The sequence below is a fragment of the Bacillus sp. PPSBB_2 genome (genome assembly GCF_045291115.1).
Classification (GTDB): domain Bacteria; phylum Bacillota; class Bacilli; order Bacillales; family Bacillaceae_G; genus Bacillus_A; species Bacillus_A cereus.
On record NZ_CP147983.1, the window covers coordinates 4,046,215 to 4,069,065 of the forward strand.

Sequence of the window (22,851 nt, forward strand, 5' to 3'; positions counted from 1 at the left end):
AAATACGTTTACAAAGAAAGAGAAGGTACCCCATTACGAGGTACCTCTTCTTATTTTAAAATATTTGCAATATATGTTTGAAGTTCTTCTACGTTTACTTCTTCAGACTCACCTGTAGCACGTACTTTCACTTCTACAATACCTTCGTCTGCTTTTTTACCAACTGTAACACGAACTGGAAGACCGAATAAATCTGCATCTGCAAATTTAACACCTGCACGTTCTGCACGATCGTCTAATAACACTTCATAGCCTTGTTCTTGTAATGAGTTGTAGATATTTTCACCCATTTCACGTTGTGCATCCGATTTCATATTTACTGGAATTACATGCACATGGAACGGTGCTACAGCTTTTGGCCAAACTAAGCCGTTCTCATCGTTAAACTGCTCTGCAATTGCTGCCACTGTACGAGATACACCGATACCGTAACAACCCATAATAAGTGGTTGTGTTTTTCCGTTTTCATCTAGGAATGTTGCGTTCATTGCTTCACTATAACGAGTTCCTAATTTGAATACATGACCAACTTCAATTCCGCGTGCAAAAAGAATTGTTCCGTTTCCATCTGGAGATTGGTCTCCTTCTTGGATGAAGCGTAAATCTGTATATTGACTTACTTTAAAGTCACGTTCTGGATTTACATTTACATAATGGAATCCTTCTTCATTCGCTCCTGAACATCCGTTAACAATTGATGCTACAGCATGATCAGCAATAATTTCGATATCACCTGTTACATTAATCGGTCCTAATGAACCAACTTCACAATTTAATAATGCTTTTACTTCTTCATGAGAAGCAAGCTCAACAACTGAAGCGCCGTATACATTTTTCACTTTCACATCGTTTACTTCGTGATCACCACGAACAAGTACCACTACTAATTTCTCATCTACTTTAAACACCATAGACTTAATGCACTTGTCAGCTGCAATGTTTAAGAATGCAGATACTTCTTCAATTGCTTTTTGGTCTGGTGTTGCTACTTTTTCAAGTGCTTTTTCTGCTTCGTCACTCTTCGTATACGTAGCTACAACAGGAGCCATTTCGATGTTTGCTGCATAATCAGATGTGTCAGAGTATGCAATTGTATCTTCACCAACATCAGATAATACCATAAATTCATGTGTATCTTTTCCGCCCATTGCTCCAGAATCAGCAATAACTGCACGGAAATTCAAGCCACAGCGAGCAAAAATGTTAGAGTATGCTTTATATAAACGATCGTATACTTCATCTAAGCTCTCTTGTGTAGCATGGAAAGAGTATGCATCTTTCATTAGAAACTCTCTTCCACGTAATAAGCCGAAACGAGGTCTTTGCTCATCACGGAATTTTGTTTGAATTTGGTATAATGTTAACGGTAATTTTTTATATGATTTCACTTCATCACGCACAAGATCCGTAATTACTTCCTCATGTGTCGCTCCTAATGCGAATTCACGAGCATTACGATCTTTCATACGCATTAATTCAGATCCGTAAGAATACCAACGACCTGATTCTTGCCACAATTCCGCAGCTTGCATAGCTGGCATTAATAATTCTACAGCTCCTGCGCGCTCCATTTCTTCTCGAACGATACGTTCTACTTTGTGTAATACTTTTAATCCAAATGGTAGAAAGCTATAAATACCAGAAGCATTTTGACGCATAAAACCTGCACGAAGTAATAGCTGATGACTCTTAATTTCAGCATCAGCTGGAACTTCACGTAATGTAGGACTGAGTACCATACTTTGTTTCATTTATTTGCACCTCTTCATTTTACTCTTACACGCAGTAAAACCCCTCACCTCGAGTTAGGTGAGGGATTTTATTCTACGAGCTCTATTTCATTATAAGTTTCACTTTATTTTACAAGAAAAACTTACGAATGTCATTCCAAGTTACAACTAACATAAGTAACATTAATAATGCAAAACCAATAAAGTGAACCATTCCTTCTTTTTGGCGATCAATTGGTTTCCCTCGTAACGCTTCAATTAAGAAGAAGAATAAACGGCCACCATCTAAAGCAGGAACTGGTAATAAATTAAATAAACCAAGATTAATGCTTAGAACTGCAGCTAAACTTAGTACACGCGTAAACCCATAATCTACAACTTGATCTGTTAGATTATAAATTCCTACTGGACCTGATAACTCATTAATAGAAAATTGACCAGTTACTAATTTAACAAGAGATTCAAAAATTAGTTTCGTCCATTGGTACGTTTGTTCAAATCCTGATTTAATAGAACCCATTACTGTTTTCTCTACAGGAGAATACACACCGATTCTACCAACTTCGTCTTTTCCTTCTTTATCGAGTGTTGGCGTTACTTTCACATTAAACTGTTCATTATCACGCTTTACTTGTAACGTAATTTCTTTATTTGGGTTTTCACGTACAATAGTAACAACATCTTTCCATGTACTTGTGTTTTTCCCATCAATAGCTTGAATTGTATCATTCTCTTTCAATCCAGCTTGCTGTGCTGCACTGTTATCCATCACTTTTCCGACCGTTGGTTTGTCAATAGGAACCCCTTGTACAAATCCAAGAATCACAAAAATAACAAATGCTAAAATGAAGTTCATTGCAGGACCCGCAAAGATTGTTAAAGCGCGTTGCCCTAGTTTTTTCGAGCCAAATTGTCTATTATACGGAGCAATTTGAATTTCTTCCCCCGCAGTAATAATACGAGCCTTTTCATTCACTCGGAATGTTTGAAGCTCTTCCTCGTACTCTTCATAGCCCGAAATTGTTAAATTATGCTCCAAATCAGCTTGTTCGACTTCAATAACACGAACATTTGGATACTTTTCATATCCATCAAAAACTAATTTCACAACTTCGTCTTTTTCATTTAATACAAGGCCAACCTTTTTCCCAGGCTTTAACTCAACTGTGTCCGCATCCTCGCCGGCCATTCTTACATAGCCACCAAGGGGCAGTAATCGAATCGTATACACCGTTTCATTCTTTTCAAATGAGAATATTTTCGGACCAAAACCAATCGCAAACTCGCGGCATAAAATACCTGCTCTTTTTGCGAAATATAGATGCCCTAGCTCATGGAAAAATACGAGTGCACCGAAAATTAATATAAAGGCAATCGCTGTATTCAATTCCATAACCACCTTTGCTAAATTTGTTCCATCACAAACCGTCTTGTGGCCGCATCAATTTCCAAAATTTCCTCTAAGCTCGGTCGTGCAATGACATTGTGATGGTTCATTGCTTTTTCAATGAGGTCTTCCACTGTTAAGAAACCAATTCTCTTTTGTAAAAAGGCTTCAACAGCTACTTCATTCGCTGCGTTCATTACAGCTGGCATACTTCCACCTGCTTTTCCAGCTTCATACGCAAAACGTAAACAACGGAATCGTTCTTGGTCCATTTTCTCAAAATGCAACGTCCCTATTTCCCATAAGTTTAACTGTTTTGTGTCTGAAAGAGGCAATCTATCAGGATATGTAAATGCGTATTGAATTGGTACTCGCATATCAGGTGAACCAAGCTGCGCCATTACACTACGATCTTCAAATTCAACCATAGAATGGATAATACTTTCTTTATGTAAAACAACATCGATTTGCTCATAAGGGATACCAAAAAGCCAATGTGCTTCAATTACTTCTAGTCCCTTATTCATCATTGTAGCAGAATCAATTGTAATTTTCGAACCCATTGACCAGTTTGGATGTCGAAGCGCATCTTCTACGGTTACATGATGCAATTCATCCCTCGTTTTATCACGGAAACTTCCACCAGAAGCCGTTATAATAAGACGAGAAATTCTTTTTTCATTTTCACCATTCAAGCACTGAAAAATAGCCGAATGTTCACTATCTACTGGAAGTAACGAAACATTATGTTTTCGTGCTGCTTCCATTACAAGATGTCCTGCAGTTACTAACGTTTCTTTATTTGCAATTCCAATTGTTTTTTTCGCCTCAATTGCACGAAGTGTTGGTAACAACCCTACGCTACCTACAACAGCATTTACTACAATCTCCGCATCTGGATGTAATGCTACTTCTAAAAGTCCTTCACTACCATATACAATTTTTGTATTACCAGAAACAGATTGTAATTTTAAAACATCTTCCTCTCTTTGCACAGAGACGATTTGCGGAGAAAATTCTTGAATTACCTTTACTGCGTAGTCAATATTTTTCCCTACAGAAAAAGCAACGAGACGGAATTGGTCTGGGTGCGAGCGTAATACATCTAAAGTTTGTGTACCAATTGATCCGCTTGCACCTAATAAACTAATGTTTTTCATGACTCCAACCCCTCGTTCATTTATTAATTGTATTGTAATAAGAAGTAGAGAATTGGTAAAACGAATAACCAACTATCTGTTCGGTCTAATATACCACCATGCCCAGGTAAAATTGTACCTGAATCTTTTACGCCATAATGACGTTTAAAAGCAGATTGTACTAAATCACCAATTTGTCCAAAAATAGAAATGATAATTGTCAGCACAATTAAAATTACTACATTCGATTCGACTGGGAAGAACACGTTGTAAACAAGTGCCACAATAATTCCACAAACGATGCCGCCTAATGAACCTTCAATCGTTTTATTTGGACTAATTTCTGGCCACAATTTTCTCTTGCCCAATGCTTTTCCTACGAAATATGCGCCTGAATCAGTAGCCCATATAACAAATAATGCGCAAAATACATATTTAATTCCTAATATTCTCGTTTCATTTAAATATAAGAATCCCATTGCCACATATGTCGTTGCCATCAGTAAAAATGAAGCATTATCAAAAGTAAATGTATTCTTAGAAAGGACTGTATATGATAAAAGTAATAAAACAATCACAAATGTGATTTCCAATTTACCTAATCCAATCCATGTAAACAGTTTTGATGCACTACTTGGAATTAAAAGAATCCACAATAATACTGCAGCTAAAACTGTCGGTACTGAAATAAGCGTAAGCTTATTCATACGAATTAATTCATATAAACCTATAGAAGCAAGTGCATACACTAAAACCGTAAAAGGCACGCCACCGTATATTACGATGGGAATGAATAGCGCGGCAGCAACCACTCCAGTAATAATTCTCTGTTTCACTACCAAACCCTCTCTTTCTACACGCCTCCGAATCTGCGCCCTCTATGTTGAAAGTCAGTAATCGCATTTAGCAAATGTTCTTCTTTGAAGTCTGGCCAATACACGTCTGTAAACCAAAACTCCGAATATGCAATTTGCCATAACATGAAATTACTAATACGTAGCTCTCCGCTTGTTCGGATTAACAACTCTGGATCAGGTAAAGAACTCGTCATTAAGTAGGAGGAAAGCATTTCTTCACTTACCTCTTCAGAACGAATTTTTCCTTCCTCATTATCTTTCATCATATGTTGCACAGCAGAAACGATTTCATCTCGACTTCCATAGTTTAACGCGAAATTAAGAATTAATCCCGTATTCTCTTTCGTATCTTCCATGGCTTTCTCCATCGCTCTGCGTGTATGCGTAGGAAGACGATCTTTTTGCCCTATTACTCGGACTTGTACGTTTTCTTCAATCAATTCTGGTAAAAATGTACCTAGAAATTCTTCTGGAAGCTTCATTAAATAATCAACTTCCTTTTTCGGTCTTTTCCAGTTCTCAGTTGAAAAAGCATAGAGAGTTAACACTTTCACATTAAGTTTACTTGCAAATTTTGTAATTTTCTTTACAACTTGCATACCTTCATGATGTCCCGCAATACGAGGCATTGCTCTCCTCTTTGCCCATCTTCCATTCCCATCCATAATGATGGCAATATGTTCTGGGATATATCCTTTTTTCACTTCTTCAACGAGATGATCAAACGATGTGTCCTTTTTACCTTTAAAAAAAGGAAAGTTTTTAAACATCATTCATACCCTCCAGCAAGCAGACGTATGCCTAAAAGTGTAAAAAGACCCCCTTAAGAAGAGGGTCATATTTGCGAAGTTATCGCTATTACACTTCCATGATTTCTTTTTCTTTGTTTTTTGCGATTTCGTCAACTTTTGCAATATATTTATCTGTTTCTTTTTGGATATCTTCAGTATATCCTCTTAAATCATCTTCTGTAATCTCGCCAGCTTTTTCAAGCTTCTTAAGATCATCATTTCCGTCACGACGTACGTTACGAACAGCAACTTTTGCTTCTTCAGCATATTTTTTCACAACTTTTACAAGATCACGACGACGCTCTTCTGTTAGTGCAGGAAATGCAATACGAATTACAGTTCCATCATTAGAAGGGTTTAAGCCTAAATCTGCTTTTAAAATTGCTTTTTCAATATCACCGATAGAAGTTTTATCATAAGGTTGAATTACTAGTAAACGTGCTTCTGGAACTGTAATGTTCGCTAATTGCACAACTGGTGTTGGTGCACCGTAGTAATCAACTTGTACCTTATCTAATACAGACGCGTTTGCACGGCCAGCACGAACTGTTGCTAATTCACGAGAATAAGCAGCAACTGCTTTTTCCATTTTTTCATTTGAAGACTTCAATACTTGTTGTCCCATATTTATTTCCCCCTTACCACTGTTCCGATATTTTCGCCTAAAACGGCACGTTTAATATTACCTTTTTCCATAACTGAGAATACAATTAATGGAATATCATTATCCATACATAGAGAAGAAGCTGTAGAATCCATTACACCTAAACCTTCTTTTAATACATCTAAGTAAGTAAGCGTTTCGTATTTTGTAGCTGTTGGATCAATAGATGGATCCGCATTATATACACCATCTACATTGTTTTTCGCCATTAAAATTACATCTGCTTCAATTTCTGCCGCACGTAATGCTGCTGTTGTATCTGTAGAGAAGTATGGGTTACCTGTACCTGCTGCAAAGATAACAACACGTTTTTTCTCTAAGTGACGAACTGCTTTACGACGAATGTAAGGTTCTGCAACTTGACGCATCTCAATTGAAGTTTGTACACGAGTTTGAATTCCGATATTCTCCAAGCTATCTTGAAGAGCTAATGAATTCATAACTGTCGCTAACATGCCCATGTAATCTGCCCCTGCACGATCCATGCCCATTTCACTTCCAATTTTCCCACGCCAAATGTTACCGCCACCAACAACAACAGCAACCTCTACATCAAGTTCTGCAATTTCTTTTACTTGTTCCGCAACTGACTTAATAACAGTTGGGTTAATTCCAAATCCTTGCTCTCCAGCTAAAGCTTCTCCACTTAGCTTTAAAACGACACGATTATATTTCGGTTTACTCATAATGAACCTCCAATTGCTTACATCTTTATTTTAAAAAAGGGAACACAATGTGTTCCCTAATCTGTATTAGTTACTACCTTTTACTTGGTTCATTACTTCTTCAGCAAAGTTGTCTTCGCGTTTTTCGATACCTTCACCAACAGCGTAGCGAACGAATCCTTTTAATGTTCCGCCTTTAGACTCAACGAATTGACGAACTTTCATATCAGGGTTTTTAACGAATGCTTGGTCAAGTAAGCAAATCTCTTCGAAGAATTTGCCTAGACGGCCTTCAACCATTTTCGCAACGATTTTCTCAGGCTTGCCTTCGTTTAATGCTTGTTGTGTTAATACTTGACGCTCATGCTCAACTTCTTCAGCTGTTACAGCATCGCGGTCGATGTATTTAGGGTTAACTGCAGCGATGTGCATTGCAACATCTTTAGCAGCAGCTTCATCAGTAGAACCTTCAAGAACTGTTAATACACCAATGCGTCCACCCATGTGTAGGTAAGCGCCGAATGCATCTGCATCAGTTTTTGATACGATTTCGAAACGACGAAGTGTAAGTTTTTCACCAATTTTAGCGATTGCTTCGTTGATGTGCTCTTCAACTTTTTTACCGTTTTCCATTGTTTGAGCCATAGCTTCTTCAACGTTAGCTGGTTTGTTAGTTAATAAGTGAGCAGCTAATTCTTTAATTAGTGTTTGGAAACCTTCGTTTTTCGCAACGAAATCAGTTTCAGAGTTTAATTCTAAGATTAAAGCGTCGTTACCGTTTGTTTCGATGAAAGTTAAACCTTCAGCAGCAATGCGGTCTGCTTTTTTAGCAGCTTTCGCAATACCTTTTTCACGTAAGAAGTCAATTGCCTTCTCCATGTCGCCGTTAGTTTCTGTTAAAGCTTTTTTGCAGTCCATCATACCTGCGCCAGTTTTTTCACGTAATTCTTTTACCATTTGAGCAGTGATTGCCATACTTTTCATCCTCCTAAAATATGTATTTATACCTTTTATAAAGGTGTTTATACCTTTTATAAAGGTGTTTATACCTTAAAAAAGGTGATAAAAGGCCGAACCCCTTATCACCTTTCCAACTTTGTTACGCAGTAACAGTTTCTTCACCTTGTTTTGCTTCAAGGATCGCGTCTGCCATTTTAGATGTAAGAAGTTTTACAGCACGAATTGCATCATCGTTTGCTGGGATAACGTGATCGATTTCGTCTGGATCACAGTTTGTATCAACGATACCGATGATTGGAATGTGTAATTTGCGTGCTTCAGCAACTGCAATACGCTCTTTACGAGGGTCTACTACGAATAATGCACTTGGAAGACCTTTCATATCTTTAATACCGCCTAAGAATTTCTCAAGACGCTCTAACTCTTTTTTAAGTTGAACAACTTCTTTCTTAGGAAGTACTTCGAAAGTACCATCTTCTTGCATTCTTTCGATGTCTTTAAGACGCTTGATACGCTTTTGGATTGTTTGGAAGTTTGTTAAAGTTCCACCTAACCAACGTTGGTTAACGAAGTACATACCAGCACGAGTTGCTTCTTCTTTAATAGCTTCTTGTGCTTGTTTTTTAGTACCTACGAATAAGATGTCTCCGCCTTCAGCAGCGATGTCGCGCATCGTTCTGTAAGCTTCCTCAACTTTTTTCACAGTTTTTTGTAAGTCGATGATGTAGATACCGTTACGCTCTGTGAAAATGTAACGCTTCATTTTTGGGTTCCAACGACGAGTTTGATGTCCGAAATGAACACCAGCTTCAAGCAATTGCTTCATAGAAATTACTGACATAATATAGTTCCTCCTAAATGGTTTTTGATATCCTCCGTTTACTTCATCTCTAAGCGAAACTACAAACGTAGCACCAACACTTAAATCAGTAAACGTGTGTACTTTGTACTGACACCACTGCTTACTATATCATACTGAAATATTACAATCAAGTCGAAAATGCGAACAATGTAAAACTTTCTTTGTTCATACTCGAATTCTAGTATTACCAACCTTCTTTTCTTTTAAGCAAAAAAGTAAATACAATTAATAGTTTTCCCAGAAAAAACGCTTATGACACTTTTCACAAGCATCTTCTATCCATTGCACAAAAAAACTCTCCTCAATTGAGGAGAGTTTTTTATAAATTAGTTTGTTTTTAATTTAGCAAGTTCTTGTAGAAACTTGTCGTTTAGCACTTTAATGTATGTTCCTTTCATACCTAAAGAGCGAGACTCAATAACACCAGCACTTTCTAATTTACGTAGTGCATTTACGATTACAGAGCGAGTAATTCCTACGCGATCAGCAATTTTACTTGCAACAAGTAAACCTTCTGTTCCATTTAACTCTTCGAAGATATGCTCAATTGCTTCTAACTCACTGTAAGATAATGAGCTGATTGCCATTTGAACAACAGCTTTACTACGCGCTTCCTCTTCGATTTCTTCTGCTTTTTCACGTAAGATTTCCATACCTACAACAGTTGAGCTGTACTCAGCAAGGATTAAATCATCATCTAAGAACTCTTGACCAAGACGAGCTAATACTAATGTACCTAGACGCTCACCGCCACCAACGATTGGTACGATTGTAGTTAAACCTTGACCGAATAATTCTCTGTTTTCTACTGGGAATGCTGTGTAAGCACTGTTCACATCTAAGTTTGAAGATGTTTCTGTAATGTTGAATAAGCTTTGTGTATATTCTTCTGGGAATTGACGTTCTGCAAGCATTTGCTTCATGCGTTCGCTTTCGATTTGTTGGTGAATTGCATAACCTAGTAATTTACCACGACGGCTAACTACGAATACGTTTGCTTCGATTACTTCACACATTGTGTCAGACATTTCTCTAAAGTTTACAGGCTTCCCTGCTGCGCTCTGTAATAACGCATTTAATTTTCTCGTTTTTGCTAATAATTCCATTTCAAAAGTTCCTCCTACATGTTACTCACATATTTTTTCATCACTTGGAAACTAGGGCGAGTCACCTGATGACACTATTACAAAATAAACTGGCTCACATCTTTATTTTTAGCAATTGTTGCTAATTTCTCCTCAACGTATTGAGGTGTTATCGTTATTTTCTCTAACGTAATTTCAGATGCTTCAAACGATAAATCTTCAAGGAGCTTCTCCATAATCGTATGAAGTCTTCTTGCTCCAATATTATCTGTATCCTGATTAACTTGATAAGCAATCTCAGCAATCTTACGAATAGCTTCGTCTGAAAATTCAATTTCTATACCTTCAGTCGCTAATAATGCCATATATTGTTTAATTAACGCATTGTCAGGCTCGATTAATATTTTAACAAAATCGTCTGTCGATAATTTTGTTAATTCTACTCGAATCGGAAATCTCCCTTGCAATTCCGGAATTAAATCCGACGGTTTAGACATATGGAACGCTCCAGCTGCAACGAATAAAATATAATCCGTTTTTACTGATCCGTATTTTGTCGCAACATTCGACCCTTCTACAATTGGCAGAATGTCACGTTGCACACCTTCACGTGATACATCTACGCTATTCGACTGCTTACCAGCAATTTTGTCAATTTCATCGATAAAAATAATCCCGAGCTGTTCAGCACGATAAACAGCCTCTTGTGTAACTTCATCCATATCAATTAAGCGCTGTGCCTCTTCATTTGTCAAGAGTTTTCTTGCTTCTTTTACAGAAAGTTTACGTTTTTTCGTTTTTTTCGGCATAAAACTTCCTAGCGCATCTTGGAAATTCATTCCCATTTGTTCCATGCCAGTTCCTTGTAACATATCAAACATGGAAGACTGTTGTTCAGTCACTTCAATCGATACAATTTCTTCTTCAAGAAGCCCTGCAGCAAGCTTTCTCTCTACATCTTGACGTTTCTTTTCGATTTCAACATCTTCTTGTGTATCAGACGTTTGATTCGAATTTTGAGCGCCTCCAAAAAGCATCTCTAATGGATTTTTGAATCCAGATTGCTTCTCCGGACTCGGCACTAAAATTTCAACAAGACGTTGATTCGCTTGCTCTTCTGCTTTATCTTGAACTTTCACTACCATTTCTTCTTTTACGATACGAACCGATGTTTCCACCAAGTCACGTACCATCGACTCTACATCTCTACCCACATATCCAACTTCTGTGAATTTTGTAGCCTCAACCTTAATAAAAGGTGCTCCAACGAGTTTCGCCATTCGTCGTGCTACCTCTGTTTTCCCAACACCTGTCGGTCCAATCATTAAAATATTTTTAGGTGCAATTTCGTCACGTAAATTTTCAGCTAATTTACTGCGGCGATATCGATTTCTCAACGCTACAGCAACCGCTTTCTTTGCGTCTTTTTGACCGATGATGTATTGATCTAATTTTTCCACAATTTGGCGCGGAGTAAAATGTAAATGCATATAAAATGCCTCCCTTACGATTCTACAATTCTTCAACAATTATGTTGTGATTCGTATAAACACAAATATCGCCAGCAATCTCTAAACTCGCTTTCGCAATTTGCTTCGCTGTTAAGTGTTCACTTGCATATTGCTTTAAAGCACGACCTGCAGAAAGTGCATAATTCCCACCAGATCCAATTGCTAAAATACCATCATCCGGTTCAATCACTTCTCCTGTACCTGAAACAAGGAGCATAGTTGTTTTATCCATGACAATGAGCATCGCTTCTAGCTGACGTAACATTTTATCGCCACGCCATTGTTTTGCCATTTCAACAGCAGCACGCTGCAAGTTGCCATTATACTCTTCTAATTTCCCTTCAAACATTTCAAAAAGAGTAAATGCGTCAGCAACTGATCCTGCGAAACCAGCTAAAACTTTACCTTGGAAAAGTTTACGAACTTTACGAGCTGTATGTTTCATTACAACAGCATTTCCCATTGTCACTTGGCCATCTCCAGCCATTGCACATTCTCCATTATGATGAACTGCAAATATCGTTGTAGCGTGGAAATTTCCCATAGAAAAAACTCCTTTATTTGTTTTTATAGCTTTTAAAGCAATTTATGCCCGCGGGTGATGCTTCATGTAAACAGAACGCAATCTTTCTTTAGAGACATGCGTATAAATTTGTGTCGTCGACAAATTTTCATGGCCTAATAGCTCCTGTACAGTACGTAAATCCGCCCCTTCATCTAGCATATGTGTAGCAAATGTATGCCTTAACATATGGGGACTTATCCGCATTGTCAGCGAAGCCTTTTTAATAAGTTCATTTAAAACATAACGAACCCCACGACTTGTTAGCGGTGTACCTTTCGCATTTAAAAATACCATATGAGAATCTTCGTCAGTCTTATTAACTAACTGTTTTCTCCCATTCTCTATATAAGTAATTAAAGAATCTTGCGCATAGCTTCCGAACGGAATATACCTTTGTTTTTTTCCTTTTCCCATTACTAAAATTGTTCCCACCGCAAAGTCAATATCGGTAAGTTGTAAATTGACACATTCACTCACACGGATCCCAGTCGCATACATCAACTCTAATAAAGCTTGATTCCTTTGGCCTAATGGCGTTTCCGTGTCAGAAACTTCAAATAATTCCTCTAACTCTTCAGCATATAAAAACTTTGGAATTGACAATTCTTTTTTGGGGAGTGACGCAAGTGCAAACGGATTATCCTTTCGATAACCTTCACGCATCAAAAAACGATATAAACTTCGTAAGCTTGATACTTTTCTTGCGACAGATTTACGGGCTAACTTTTCATCGTGCAACGTCGTTAAGTACAAACGAACATCCGCGTATGTAACGTCTAAAAAAGAGGATATGCCTTCTCGTTCCATAAATTGCACAAAATGTTCTAAATCATTTTGATAACTTGCAATTGTATATTTTGAATAATTTCTTTCAATTTGTAAATATCCAACGAATAATTGTAACAATTTCTTCACATTCACACAACTCACCTCAATAAAGGCTACTAAATCGTATCACAACTTAGTAGCCTTTGCAAGAAATTTAACTAAATATTTACAAAATTTCGAATCGTTTCTAAAGCGCGTGCTGCGTACGCTTCATTTCGTTCTGCTTTCTTTTTAATCTTCTTCTCTAACGGTGCAAATAGACCGAAGTTCGCATTCATCGGCTGGAAGTTTTTAGCGTTCGTTGCCGTAATGTAATTTGCCATGCTACCCATCGCAGTTACTGGCGGTAATACAACTGGCTCTTCACCTTGCACAAGACGCGCAGCATTAATTCCTGCTAATAATCCTGATGCTGCTGATTCAACATATCCCTCTACTCCAGTCATTTGACCAGCGAAGAATAAATCATCACGTTGTTTATATTGATATGTTGGACGAAGCAAATTAGGTGAATTAATAAACGTATTACGATGCATTACACCATAACGTACAATCTCTGCATTTTCCAATCCCGGAATTAACTGTAGCACTTCTTTTTGCGGTCCCCACTTTAAATGAGTTTGGAAACCTACGATATTGTATAAAGTTCCCGCTGCATCATCTTGACGTAACTGAACAACAGCATATGGCGTTTTCCCTGTTTTTGGATCTTCCAATCCAACAGGTTTCATAGGTCCAAATACTAACGTCTGTCTCCCTCTACTTGCCATAACTTCTACTGGCATACAACCTTCAAAGAAAATTTCTTTTTCAAACTCTTTTAAAGGCACTGTCTCAGCAGCAATTAGAGCCTCATAAAAACGATCAAACTCTTCTTCTGTCATTGGGCAATTTAAATATGCAGCTTCACCTTTGTCATAACGCGATTTTAAATATACTTTATTCATGTCAATATTGTCTTTTTCTACGATTGGGGCTGCAGCATCATAGAAGTAGAAATAATCTTCTCCTGTTAATTCTTTCAATTTTGCAGAAAGATCAGGAGATGTTAATGGACCTGTAGCAATAATTGTCGGTCCCTCTGGAATATCTGTAATTTCTTCATTCATTACAGTTACATTTGGATGGTTCTTTACGTATTCTGTTACTTTAGCTGCGAACTCATGACGATCTACAGCTAAAGCACCTCCAGCTGGTACAGAGCACTCATCCGCCGCACGAATAATTACAGAATCCATTAAGCGCATTTCCTCTTTAATAACTCCAACTGCATTTGTTAAAGTGTTTGCACGAAGTGAGTTACTACATACTAATTCAGCGAATTTATCTGTGTGATGAGCTGGCGTTTGCCTTACCGGTCTCATTTCATATAATCTAACTTGGACACCACGTTTTGCAATTTGGTAAGCCGCTTCACTTCCTGCAAGACCTGCGCCAATGACGTTTACTACTTGTGTTGTCATTTATATCACCTTTCCTTTTCTTCCCGAAAAAAATGTGAGCAGTTACGCTCACATTTGTTGTTCTTCTTCATAATCGCACGAAATACATTGTACTTGCACGCCTTTTTTCAACTTTTTCTCTACAAGCATGCCTTCGCACTTCGGACACTTACGACCAATTGGCTTATCCCAAGATACAAAGTCGCATTCCGGATACGTACCGCACCCATAGAAAAGACGTTTCTTTTTATTACTACGGCGTTCAATAATTTGACCCTTATCACACTTTGGACAAGTAACACCGATTTCTTTCACAATCGGCTTTGTATTACGACAATCTGGGAAATTCGAGCAAGCCATAAATTTCCCGTATTTACCCATTTTAAAGACCATTGGGTGATTACATAATTCACAATCTTCCCCAGCTGGTTCATCTTTAATTTCCACTTCACGCATTTCTTTTTCCGCTTTTTCTAAACGCGGTTCAAAACCTACGTAGAAATCATCAACAATTTTTACCCAATTCGCATTTCCTTCTTCTACTTCATCAAGGCTTTGCTCCATATTGGCAGTAAATTCAATGTTAATAATTTCTGGGAAAAACTCTAAAATAAGTTCAATTACTATTTCACCAAGTTCAGTCGGAACGAAGCGTTTATTATCCAAACCTACATACCCACGCTTTTGAATTGTTTCAAGTGTAGGTACATATGTTGACGGTCTTCCAATTCCAAGTTCTTCAAGTGTTCTTACTAGGCGAGCCTCTGTATAGCGCGGAGGAGGTTGTGTAAAATGTTGCTTTGGTTCTAAATCCTTTGAAAATACAGTTTCCCCTACTTCTAAAGGTGGCAGCATCTTATCCTTTTCTTCAGCACCATCATCTTTTGACTCTACATACACTTTCATAAATCCTGGGAACTTTACAACCGATCCACTTGCACGGAACTGAACATTGTTATTAATGAGTCTCGCTGTCACAGTATCCATTATAGCAGACGCCATTTGACTTGCAACAAATCGCTCCCAAATCAATTTATATAATCGAAGTTGATCACGACCTAAGAAACTTTTTAGTTCCTCTGGCTTTCTCATTACTGAAGTAGGACGAATTGCCTCATGCGCATCTTGTGCATTTGACTTTTTCGTTTCTTTCTTCTTTTCTGTTCCTATGTATTCCGTACCATACGCTTCAGTGATGTAAGTACGAGCCTCTGTTTGAGCTGTTTCTGAGATACGTGTTGAATCAGTTCTCATATACGTAATAAGACCTACAGTTCCTTGTTTTCCAAGATCTATCCCTTCATACAATTGCTGTGCAAGCATCATTGTTTTCTTTGCTCGCATGTTTAACTTACGTGCTGCTTCTTGTTGCAAGGAAGATGTTGTAAACGGTAATGCAGGATTACGTTTTCGCTCTTTGCGCGTTACATTTTCAACTGAAAACGCATTGTCTTTCATCTGTTCAATTATTTCATTCACTTGCGTTTCATTTGTTAATTGAACTTTTTCACCATCTACACCGTAAAAGCTTGCTTCAAATGTGTCTTTTCCTTTTACAAATTCTGTTTTAATTGTCCAGAATTCTTCAGGTTCAAAGTTTTGAATTTCCCTTTCACGCTCGATGATTAAACGAACTGCTACAGATTGTACACGTCCTGCACTTAATCCTTTTTTTACTTTCTTCCATAATAAAGGACTAATATTGTAACCAACAAGACGATCAAGTATACGTCTTGCTTGTTGTGCATCTACTAAATCCATATTAATTGCACGAGGATGTTTAAATGATTCTTTGATTGCATCTTTCGTAATCTCATTAAACACAACCCGACAATCTGATTCAACGTCCACATTTAACGTATTCGCTAAATGCCAAGCAATTGCTTCCCCTTCACGGTCTGGATCGGCCGCGAGATAGACTTTCTTTGCTTTTTTCGCCGCTGATTTTAAATCTTTTAAGACGGGACCTTTACCACGAATGGTAATATACTTCGGGGTGAAGTTGTTCTTTACTTCTATCCCCATTTGACTTTTTGGCAAATCGCGAACATGTCCCATAGACGCGACAACTTTGTATTTTTTCCCTAAATATTTCTCAATGGTCTTCGCCTTAGAAGGCGACTCCACGATTACGAGGTAATCTGACATGCTAGTGCCTCCTTAAGAGGTGGATTCAAGTCTTCATTAATCTTATTGATTTCTCTTGTTTTTGTCAATCAAGAATGAATATACCATACAGTGCCAATCTACCATTTGTCAATAATTGTTTAATAAAAACATAAAAATATAAGGTTAATTTAAAATCTCTTCCAAGATATCTTCTGCATTTCTTACTAGTTTTGCTCCTTGCTGAATAAGATGATTCGTTCCCGATGCCCCCTCTATAAATATAGGTCCAGGAAGCGCAAACACCTCTCTATTTTGCTCTAACGCAAGGTCTGCAGTAATAAGTGTTCCACTTCTCGATTTCGCTTCTACAACTAAAACACCTTTACTTATACCACTAATAATCCGGTTCCTTTTTGGAAAATACCACTTTTTCGGTGCATAGTGCGGCGGATACTCTGTCAATAACAATATATATTCCTTCCACATTTCATATAAATGTCTATTTTCTTTCGGATACATAAAAGACAATCCATGCCCTAATATCGCAATAGTCGGGCGATGATGCCTTACTGTAATCTCATGAGACATTGTATCTATCCCTTTTGCAAACCCACTGACAATAAGCCACTCTCTTTCTAATAAAGGGTGTAAAATAAACTTCAAACTCTCATGACCATATAATGATGGTTCTCTCGTTCCAACAACTGCTAATTTATTTACTTTATTCAGGAAATCTTTCTCTCCTTTTCCATATAAAACGAAGGGAGGGTCTTGTATTTCACGTAATAATTGCGGATAATCTTCATCCCATATCGTTATATAAAAAATACGATTTCTCTCTAAATAAGATATATATTGCGGAAGATTTGAACTTTGAAGAAATTTTACTAGTTCTGAAGATTTTTTCGAGGATATTCCAGTGTAGTGTTCCATTTGTTTTTCGTTAAATTTATATATGTTCTTTAATTCTGGATCGACATATAGTAGCCTCTCCATCGCCTTCCAATAATCTGCTAGCAAGTAATGAAGATGTAATAATCTCTCTCTTTTCATCTTGATTCTCCTTACCCATAATTTTTATTATGTAAACAGAAAAAAGTGTAAAAAGACACCCTCAAGTAAGAAGGTGTCTTTCAACAGATTAATAGTTTTTACAAGTCTCAAATAAACCTTTTTCTTTTAAAACAGAGATTAGCGTTTCTCCCATAACTGCTGGAGTTTCAGCTACTTTAATGCCACAAGCTTCCATTGTTTTAATCTTTTCAGCAGCAGTTCCTTTACCGCCAGAAATGATTGCACCAGCATGGCCCATACGTTTGCCAGCAGGCGCTGTTTGACCACCAATGAAGCCTACAACAGGTTTTGTCATATTAGCTTTTACCCATTCAGCTGCCTCTTCTTCTGCTGTACCGCCGATTTCACCAATCATAATTACAGCATGTGTTTCTTCATCTTCATTAAATGCTTTTAACGCATCAATAAAGTCTGTACCGTTAACAGGGTCTCCGCCGATACCTACAGCAGTAGATTGGCCAATACCTTCTTGTGTTAACTGATATACAGCTTCATAAGTTAATGTACCAGAGCGAGATACGATACCAACATGACCTTTTTTATGAATATATCCTGGCATAATACCAATCTTACATTCATCTGGTGTGATTACACCTGGGCAGTTTGGTCCAAGTAAACGTGTATGTTTACCCGCCATATATCTCTTTACGTTTACCATATCTAATACAGGAATCCCTTCAGTAATACATACTACTAAATCAATTTCTGCATCAACAGCTTCCATAATTGCATCTGCCGCAAAAGCGGGTGGAACGTATACAACTGAAGCGTTTGCGCCTGTTGCTTTCACTGCATCTTCTACTGTATCAAATACTGGTACACCTTCAATATCAGTGCCGCCCTTACCTGGTGTTACACCACCGACAATTTTCGTACCGTATTCAATCATTTGTTTTGTATGGAATAAACCTTGAGAACCTGTAATACCTTGAACAATAACTTTTGTATCTTTATTAACTAATACGCTCATTTTTCTCCCCCGCTTTCTATTAGCCCACTAGTGAAACAATTTTTTGTGCACCGTCTGCCATAGATTCTGCTGCAACAATATTTAAGCCAGACTCATTTAAAATTTTCTTACCTAGTTCTACGTTTGTGCCTTCAAGACGTACAACTAAAGGTAACTCAAGACCTACTTGTTTCGTTGCTTCAATAACACCTTCTGCAATAACATCACACTTCATAATGCCACCAAAAATGTTAACGAAGATACCTTTTACATTTTTGTCAGAAAGGATAATTTTGAATGCTTCTGTAACTTTTTCTGCAGTTGCACCGCCACCAACATCTAAGAAGTTAGCTGGGTCACCGTGGTAATGTTTAATGATATCCATTGTAGCCATCGCTAAACCTGCACCATTAACCATACAACCGATATTTCCATCTAAAGGAATGTAGTTTAAGTCGTATTTTGAAGCTTCAATTTCTTTTGAATCCTCTTCATCAAGATCACGAAGCTCTAAAATGTCTTTATGGCGATATAACGCATTAGAATCAAAGTTTAATTTTGCATCTAATGCCATAACTTTACCTTCGCCTGTTGTAACAAGTGGGTTAATCTCAGCGATAGAGCAATCTTTTTCGATAAACGCACGATATAAGCCCATCATAAACTTCACAGCTTGTCCTACAAGCTCTTTTGGAATATTGATGTTAAATGCAATTCGGCGCGCTTGGAAACCTTGCAAGCCTACTGCTGGATCAATATATTCTTTAAAGATTTTTTCAGGTGTTTTTTCTGCTACTTCTTCAATTTCTGTTCCGCCTTCTTCAGACGCCATTAAAACAACTTGAGAAGTTGCACGATCTAAAACTAGACCTACATAATATTCTTTTTTAATATCGCAACCTTCTTCGATAAGTAAGCGTTTTACTTCCTTACCTTCAGGACCTGTTTGATGTGTCACAAGTGTAGTTCCTAAAATGCTTTCTGCATATGTACGAACTTCATCTAAATTTTTTGCAACTTTTACTCCGCCAGCTTTGCCGCGTCCACCAGCGTGAATTTGTGCTTTCACTACACATACATCTGTTCCTAATTCTTTCGCTGCTTCTACAGCTTCTTCTACTGTAAATGCAACCTTCCCGTTCGGAACGCTAACCCCATAGCTTCTAAGGACTGCCTTACCTTGGTACTCATGGATATTCATGGTCCCATCCTCCCCTGTTTTCCTGTTTTACTCGAAAAATTTTTTAATGTTTAAAAAACATTACATTGCCATTGTATAAGATGATTGGCACGCTGTCTACAATAAAGTGTCAGAAAACTGAAATCGCTTTATTCTTTTTCGAAAATAGTAATGTTTATATGCCAAAATAAAAAAATAAGCTGTATATTTACAGCTTATTTTTGAATCATATCTTTAATTGGTGCGAATGACTTGCGGTGTTCATCTAGTACTCCATGCACTTCAATTGCCTCTAAATGTTGCTTTGTGCCATATCCCATATGTTGCTCAAATCCATATTCAGGATACTTCTCTCCCAGTTCTTTCATCATACGATCTCTCGTTACTTTTGCTATAATGGATGCTGCTGAAATCGAAACACTTTTCGCATCACCTTTAATAATTGATGTTTGCGGAATTGGTGTAGGAAGCTTCATCGCATCAATTAATAAATGTTGGGGTGTACAAGATAAATTTGCAACTGCATCTAACATCGCTTGTTTCGTTGCTTGGTAAATATTAATATCATCAATAACTTGCGGTGATACAATTCCTACTCCAATTGCAATTGCTTGTACTTTTATTTCATCATAAAAACGCTCACGTTTCGCTTCACTCAACTTTTTCGAGTCATTTAACCCTGGAATATAAAAATCCTCAGGAAGAACGACAGCTGCCGTCACAACAGGCCCAGCCAATGGCCCACGCCCTACTTCATCAATACCCGCGATATATGTGACCCCTTTTTCACGCAAAGCATTTTCATACTTGGACATTTCAAAAAACTTCTCTTTTTCTTTCTGTTCTAACTCTTTTTGTTTATACCACTTCAAAACGAGCTTTTGAACACCTTTTCGATCATCTTTCATTAACAGTTGAAAGCGATCATCTTCTTCATTCATAATTTCTTTCAATACATTTTCCGCTTCTTTTATCGTCATAGTTTGCATTTATACAAGCTCCTTTTTAAACATATCCAAAAAGAAAAGACGCACAAACGCACGTCTTATACTTCTTCTATTTTTTCCACATCTTCCACTTGCTCTCCAAACTCTTCCGGTGTTTCAAACGTCATTTTTCCAAGTTTGCCACCACGAAGCTCACGAAGCACAAGCTCAGATGTCTTATCATAATCAATCATTCCGCCGCCCATTAAGCAGCCTCTATTTTTTCCAATTGCATCGAATAATTCCACAATATCTTCTGGAATCTCATTTAAATTATAGCGTTCTTTCAAGCGTTCTGGATAATGTTTCTCCATAAAACGTAATGCGTAAACAGCTACATCTTGTAAATTTAAAATTGAATCTTTAATTGCACCCGTTGTCGCTAAACGAAGACCCACTAATTGATCTTCAAATTTAGGCCACAGAATACCTGGTGTATCTAACAATTCCATTTCCTTCCCAACTTTAATCCATTGTTGAGCTGTTGTCACACCTGGACGATCTCCTGTTTTAGCAATATTTTTCTTTGCCAATTTATTAATCAATGTAGATTTACCAACATTTGGTATACCTACAATTAATGCACGAATCGCTCTCGGTCTAATACCTTTTGCAACCATTTTATCAAATTTTTCTTTAACAAGCACTTTACAAGCTGCTGCAATTTCCTTCATACCTTGTCCAGCTTGCGCGTTAATCGAAATTGCCATATGGCCTTTTTCTTTAAAATATGCGATCCATTGTTTTGTTAAACGATCATCCGCCATATCCGCTTTATTTAAAACAACAAGCCTTGGCTTATGTGTAATGATTTCATCAATCATTGGGTTTCGAGATGATAATGGTAATCGAGCATCTACAAGTTCAATTACAACATCAATTAATTTTAATTTCTCCGTTACTTGGCGTCTAGCCTTCGCCATATGCCCTGGAAACCATTGAATTACCATGTTGCCACCTTCTTTTTCATTTATTTCACAATACGTGCGTCTTCTAACGGCCAATATAACATATTAGCTTTACCAATTACTTGATCCATTGAAATCGTACCGATTGAACGGCTATCTTTACTAAAACGACGATTATCACCTAAAACAAATAATTGATCTTTTGGAACGGTTTTCTTGCCTGTCATTTCTTCAAGATTAAAATCATATGTAAGCGGTCCATCAGCAATTTGCTTTTTCTGCTTGTCTAAATACGGCTCCTCATAAGCCTTTCCGTTAACATACAGTTTATCATTACGATACTCTATTTCATCGCCTGGCAGGCCTATAATGCGCTTAATGTAATCTTTATCTTCTGTTGCTCGAAATACGATAATATCAAAGCGTTTTGGATCTCCAATGTGATAACCAATTTTATTCACAATCATTCGATCACGATCATGTAAAGTAGGTGCCATCGATACCCCGTCTACGAGAATTGGCGCAAAGAAAAACTGTCTAATAACACCAGCTAATACAACAGCAATCAAAATTGCTTTAATCCATTCCCAAAGTGAACTCTTCTCTTTTTTCATGCATTTCCCCTCCACGGTTATGTAAACTGCTCGTATTATACCAAAATTTCATATAGATTGGAAAAAGGGAGCTTGTGCATTTACAAGCTCCCATACATGTCTTATCGAATTTCTTTAATACGTGCTTTTTTACCGCGAAGGTTACGTAAGTAGTATAACTTAGCACGACGTACTTTACCACGGCGAAGTACTTCGATTTTCGCGATTCTTGGCGTGTGAACTGGGAATGTACGCTCAACACCTACACCGTAAGAAATCTTACGAACTGTGAATGTTTCACTGATTCCGCCACCACGACGTTTAATTACAACACCTTCGAAAAGCTGAATTCTTTCACGAGTTCCCTCAACAACTTTTACGTGTACACGTAAAGTGTCACCAGGACGGAATGAAGGAAGGTCAGTTTTTAATTGGCCTTTTGTAATTTCTGCGATTAATTGTTGCATATTAAATTCTCTCCTTTAAACAGATGCTCTTATAAAGTCTTAATAAATTACAGCGGAACATCGTTAATATGGCTACTGATTTCAGTAGCACAAATGTTA

22 protein-coding genes are annotated in these 22,851 nt (G+C 37.5%); all 22 read right to left on the reverse strand.

Annotated elements, in window-relative coordinates:
• Window positions 1-50: 50 nt before the first annotated feature.
• The 22 genes from V6946_RS20125 to rplS all read right to left on the reverse strand — a co-directional run bounded on the left by V6946_RS20125 (window position 51) and on the right by rplS (window position 22,752).
• Entirely contained in the window at window positions 51-1,751 is a 1,701-nt protein-coding gene (locus tag V6946_RS20125) for a proline--tRNA ligase (RefSeq protein ID WP_366981319.1), read from the reverse strand.
• Between the two features lie 109 nt (window positions 1,752-1,860).
• The gene (rseP, locus tag V6946_RS20130; protein ID WP_140159289.1) at window positions 1,861-3,117 is read right to left on the reverse strand and encodes an RIP metalloprotease RseP; all 1,257 of its coding nucleotides are present in this window, start codon (window positions 3,115-3,117) and stop codon (window positions 1,861-1,863) included.
• A 17-nt stretch (window positions 3,118-3,134) separates the two neighbouring features.
• Window positions 3,135-4,277: a 1-deoxy-D-xylulose-5-phosphate reductoisomerase gene (gene dxr, locus V6946_RS20135; RefSeq protein WP_366981318.1), complete on the reverse strand. Its 1,143-nt coding sequence runs from the start codon at window positions 4,275-4,277 to the stop codon at window positions 3,135-3,137.
• A gap of 23 nt (window positions 4,278-4,300) precedes the next feature.
• Window positions 4,301-5,092: a phosphatidate cytidylyltransferase gene (cdsA, locus tag V6946_RS20140; protein ID WP_000813594.1), complete on the reverse strand. Its 792-nt coding sequence runs from the start codon at window positions 5,090-5,092 to the stop codon at window positions 4,301-4,303.
• 17 nt (window positions 5,093-5,109) lie between these two features.
• The gene (gene uppS / locus V6946_RS20145) at window positions 5,110-5,886 is read right to left on the reverse strand and encodes an isoprenyl transferase (RefSeq protein ID WP_000971296.1); all 777 of its coding nucleotides are present in this window, start codon (window positions 5,884-5,886) and stop codon (window positions 5,110-5,112) included.
• A gap of 85 nt (window positions 5,887-5,971) precedes the next feature.
• Window positions 5,972-6,529 carry a ribosome recycling factor gene (gene frr / locus V6946_RS20150; protein ID WP_000531501.1) on the reverse strand — a complete coding sequence of 186 codons (558 nt, stop codon included), beginning with the start codon at window positions 6,527-6,529 and terminating at the stop codon, window positions 5,972-5,974.
• Between the two features lie 2 nt (window positions 6,530-6,531).
• On the reverse strand, window positions 6,532-7,254 hold the full coding sequence (pyrH, locus tag V6946_RS20155) for a UMP kinase (protein WP_000042668.1): 723 nt from the start codon (window positions 7,252-7,254) through the stop codon (window positions 6,532-6,534).
• Between the two features lie 66 nt (window positions 7,255-7,320).
• Window positions 7,321-8,208, reverse strand: a complete 888-nt coding sequence (gene tsf, locus V6946_RS20160) for a translation elongation factor Ts (protein ID WP_001018578.1) — start codon at window positions 8,206-8,208, stop codon at window positions 7,321-7,323.
• A gap of 124 nt (window positions 8,209-8,332) precedes the next feature.
• Window positions 8,333-9,034, reverse strand: a complete 702-nt coding sequence (gene rpsB, locus V6946_RS20165; RefSeq protein ID WP_000111485.1) for a 30S ribosomal protein S2 — start codon at window positions 9,032-9,034, stop codon at window positions 8,333-8,335.
• 347 nt (window positions 9,035-9,381) lie between these two features.
• Complete coding sequence (gene codY / locus V6946_RS20170; RefSeq protein WP_366981317.1) at window positions 9,382-10,161, reverse strand: GTP-sensing pleiotropic transcriptional regulator CodY; 780 nt, start codon at window positions 10,159-10,161, stop codon at window positions 9,382-9,384.
• 77 nt (window positions 10,162-10,238) lie between these two features.
• On the reverse strand, window positions 10,239-11,630 hold the full coding sequence (gene hslU, locus V6946_RS20175; RefSeq protein ID WP_000550078.1) for an ATP-dependent protease ATPase subunit HslU: 1,392 nt from the start codon (window positions 11,628-11,630) through the stop codon (window positions 10,239-10,241).
• Window positions 11,631-11,652: 22 nt separating this feature from the next.
• Window positions 11,653-12,195, reverse strand: a complete 543-nt coding sequence (gene hslV, locus V6946_RS20180; protein ID WP_000526272.1) for an ATP-dependent protease proteolytic subunit HslV — start codon at window positions 12,193-12,195, stop codon at window positions 11,653-11,655.
• Between the two features lie 42 nt (window positions 12,196-12,237).
• Window positions 12,238-13,137, reverse strand: coding sequence for a tyrosine recombinase XerC (xerC, locus tag V6946_RS20185; RefSeq protein WP_001101243.1), 900 nt, complete (start codon window positions 13,135-13,137; stop codon window positions 12,238-12,240).
• A 65-nt stretch (window positions 13,138-13,202) separates the two neighbouring features.
• On the reverse strand, window positions 13,203-14,507 hold the full coding sequence (gene trmFO, locus V6946_RS20190; protein ID WP_366981316.1) for an FADH(2)-oxidizing methylenetetrahydrofolate--tRNA-(uracil(54)-C(5))-methyltransferase TrmFO: 1,305 nt from the start codon (window positions 14,505-14,507) through the stop codon (window positions 13,203-13,205).
• A gap of 48 nt (window positions 14,508-14,555) precedes the next feature.
• Window positions 14,556-16,634, reverse strand: a complete 2,079-nt coding sequence (gene topA / locus V6946_RS20195; RefSeq protein ID WP_001286963.1) for a type I DNA topoisomerase — start codon at window positions 16,632-16,634, stop codon at window positions 14,556-14,558.
• A gap of 144 nt (window positions 16,635-16,778) precedes the next feature.
• Window positions 16,779-17,648 carry a DNA-processing protein DprA gene (gene dprA, locus V6946_RS20200; RefSeq protein WP_000818043.1) on the reverse strand — a complete coding sequence of 290 codons (870 nt, stop codon included), beginning with the start codon at window positions 17,646-17,648 and terminating at the stop codon, window positions 16,779-16,781.
• An 88-nt stretch (window positions 17,649-17,736) separates the two neighbouring features.
• The gene (gene sucD, locus V6946_RS20205) at window positions 17,737-18,639 is read right to left on the reverse strand and encodes a succinate--CoA ligase subunit alpha (RefSeq protein WP_366981315.1); all 903 of its coding nucleotides are present in this window, start codon (window positions 18,637-18,639) and stop codon (window positions 17,737-17,739) included.
• Window positions 18,640-18,658: 19 nt separating this feature from the next.
• Window positions 18,659-19,819 carry an ADP-forming succinate--CoA ligase subunit beta gene (gene sucC / locus V6946_RS20210; RefSeq protein WP_001020791.1) on the reverse strand — a complete coding sequence of 387 codons (1,161 nt, stop codon included), beginning with the start codon at window positions 19,817-19,819 and terminating at the stop codon, window positions 18,659-18,661.
• A 194-nt stretch (window positions 19,820-20,013) separates the two neighbouring features.
• Entirely contained in the window at window positions 20,014-20,787 is a 774-nt protein-coding gene (locus V6946_RS20215) for a ribonuclease HII (RefSeq protein WP_001194265.1), read from the reverse strand.
• 56 nt (window positions 20,788-20,843) lie between these two features.
• On the reverse strand, window positions 20,844-21,734 hold the full coding sequence (gene ylqF / locus V6946_RS20220) for a ribosome biogenesis GTPase YlqF (RefSeq protein WP_000236704.1): 891 nt from the start codon (window positions 21,732-21,734) through the stop codon (window positions 20,844-20,846).
• A 20-nt stretch (window positions 21,735-21,754) separates the two neighbouring features.
• On the reverse strand, window positions 21,755-22,306 hold the full coding sequence (lepB, locus tag V6946_RS20225) for a signal peptidase I (protein ID WP_000711853.1): 552 nt from the start codon (window positions 22,304-22,306) through the stop codon (window positions 21,755-21,757).
• A 101-nt stretch (window positions 22,307-22,407) separates the two neighbouring features.
• Window positions 22,408-22,752 carry a 50S ribosomal protein L19 gene (gene rplS / locus V6946_RS20230; RefSeq protein ID WP_001186516.1) on the reverse strand — a complete coding sequence of 115 codons (345 nt, stop codon included), beginning with the start codon at window positions 22,750-22,752 and terminating at the stop codon, window positions 22,408-22,410.
• Window positions 22,753-22,851 lie beyond the last annotated feature (99 nt).

Excerpts from the sequence above, each read along its gene's own strand:
- lepB (WP_000711853.1), bottom strand. The coding sequence starts at position 22,306 with ATGAAAAAAGAGAAGAGTTCACTTTGGGAATGGATTAAAGCAATTTTG.
- uppS (WP_000971296.1), bottom strand. The coding sequence starts at position 5,886 with ATGATGTTTAAAAACTTTCCTTTTTTTAAAGGTAAAAAGGACACATCG.
- codY (WP_366981317.1), bottom strand. The coding sequence starts at position 10,161 with ATGGAATTATTAGCAAAAACGAGAAAATTAAATGCGTTATTACAGAGC.
- sucD (WP_366981315.1), bottom strand. The coding sequence starts at position 18,639 with ATGAGCGTATTAGTTAATAAAGATACAAAAGTTATTGTTCAAGGTATT.
- dxr (WP_366981318.1), bottom strand. The coding sequence starts at position 4,277 with ATGAAAAACATTAGTTTATTAGGTGCAAGCGGATCAATTGGTACACAA.
- rplS (WP_001186516.1), bottom strand. The coding sequence starts at position 22,752 with ATGCAACAATTAATCGCAGAAATTACAAAAGGCCAATTAAAAACTGAC.
- ylqF (WP_000236704.1), bottom strand. The coding sequence starts at position 21,734 with ATGGTAATTCAATGGTTTCCAGGGCATATGGCGAAGGCTAGACGCCAA.
- sucC (WP_001020791.1), bottom strand. The coding sequence starts at position 19,819 with ATGAATATCCATGAGTACCAAGGTAAGGCAGTCCTTAGAAGCTATGGG.
- hslV (WP_000526272.1), bottom strand. The coding sequence starts at position 12,195 with ATGGGAAATTTCCACGCTACAACGATATTTGCAGTTCATCATAATGGA.
- frr (WP_000531501.1), bottom strand. The coding sequence starts at position 6,529 with ATGGGACAACAAGTATTGAAGTCTTCAAATGAAAAAATGGAAAAAGCA.
- V6946_RS20215 (WP_001194265.1), bottom strand. The coding sequence starts at position 20,787 with ATGCAAACTATGACGATAAAAGAAGCGGAAAATGTATTGAAAGAAATT.
- rpsB (WP_000111485.1), bottom strand. The coding sequence starts at position 9,034 with ATGTCAGTAATTTCTATGAAGCAATTGCTTGAAGCTGGTGTTCATTTC.
- topA (WP_001286963.1), bottom strand. The coding sequence starts at position 16,634 with ATGTCAGATTACCTCGTAATCGTGGAGTCGCCTTCTAAGGCGAAGACC.
- hslU (WP_000550078.1), bottom strand. The coding sequence starts at position 11,630 with ATGCATTTACATTTTACTCCGCGCCAAATTGTGGAAAAATTAGATCAA.
- dprA (WP_000818043.1), bottom strand. The coding sequence starts at position 17,648 with ATGAAAAGAGAGAGATTATTACATCTTCATTACTTGCTAGCAGATTAT.
- pyrH (WP_000042668.1), bottom strand. The coding sequence starts at position 7,254 with ATGAGTAAACCGAAATATAATCGTGTCGTTTTAAAGCTAAGTGGAGAA.
- tsf (WP_001018578.1), bottom strand. The coding sequence starts at position 8,208 with ATGGCAATCACTGCTCAAATGGTAAAAGAATTACGTGAAAAAACTGGC.
- V6946_RS20125 (WP_366981319.1), bottom strand. The coding sequence starts at position 1,751 with ATGAAACAAAGTATGGTACTCAGTCCTACATTACGTGAAGTTCCAGCT.
- trmFO (WP_366981316.1), bottom strand. The coding sequence starts at position 14,507 with ATGACAACACAAGTAGTAAACGTCATTGGCGCAGGTCTTGCAGGAAGT.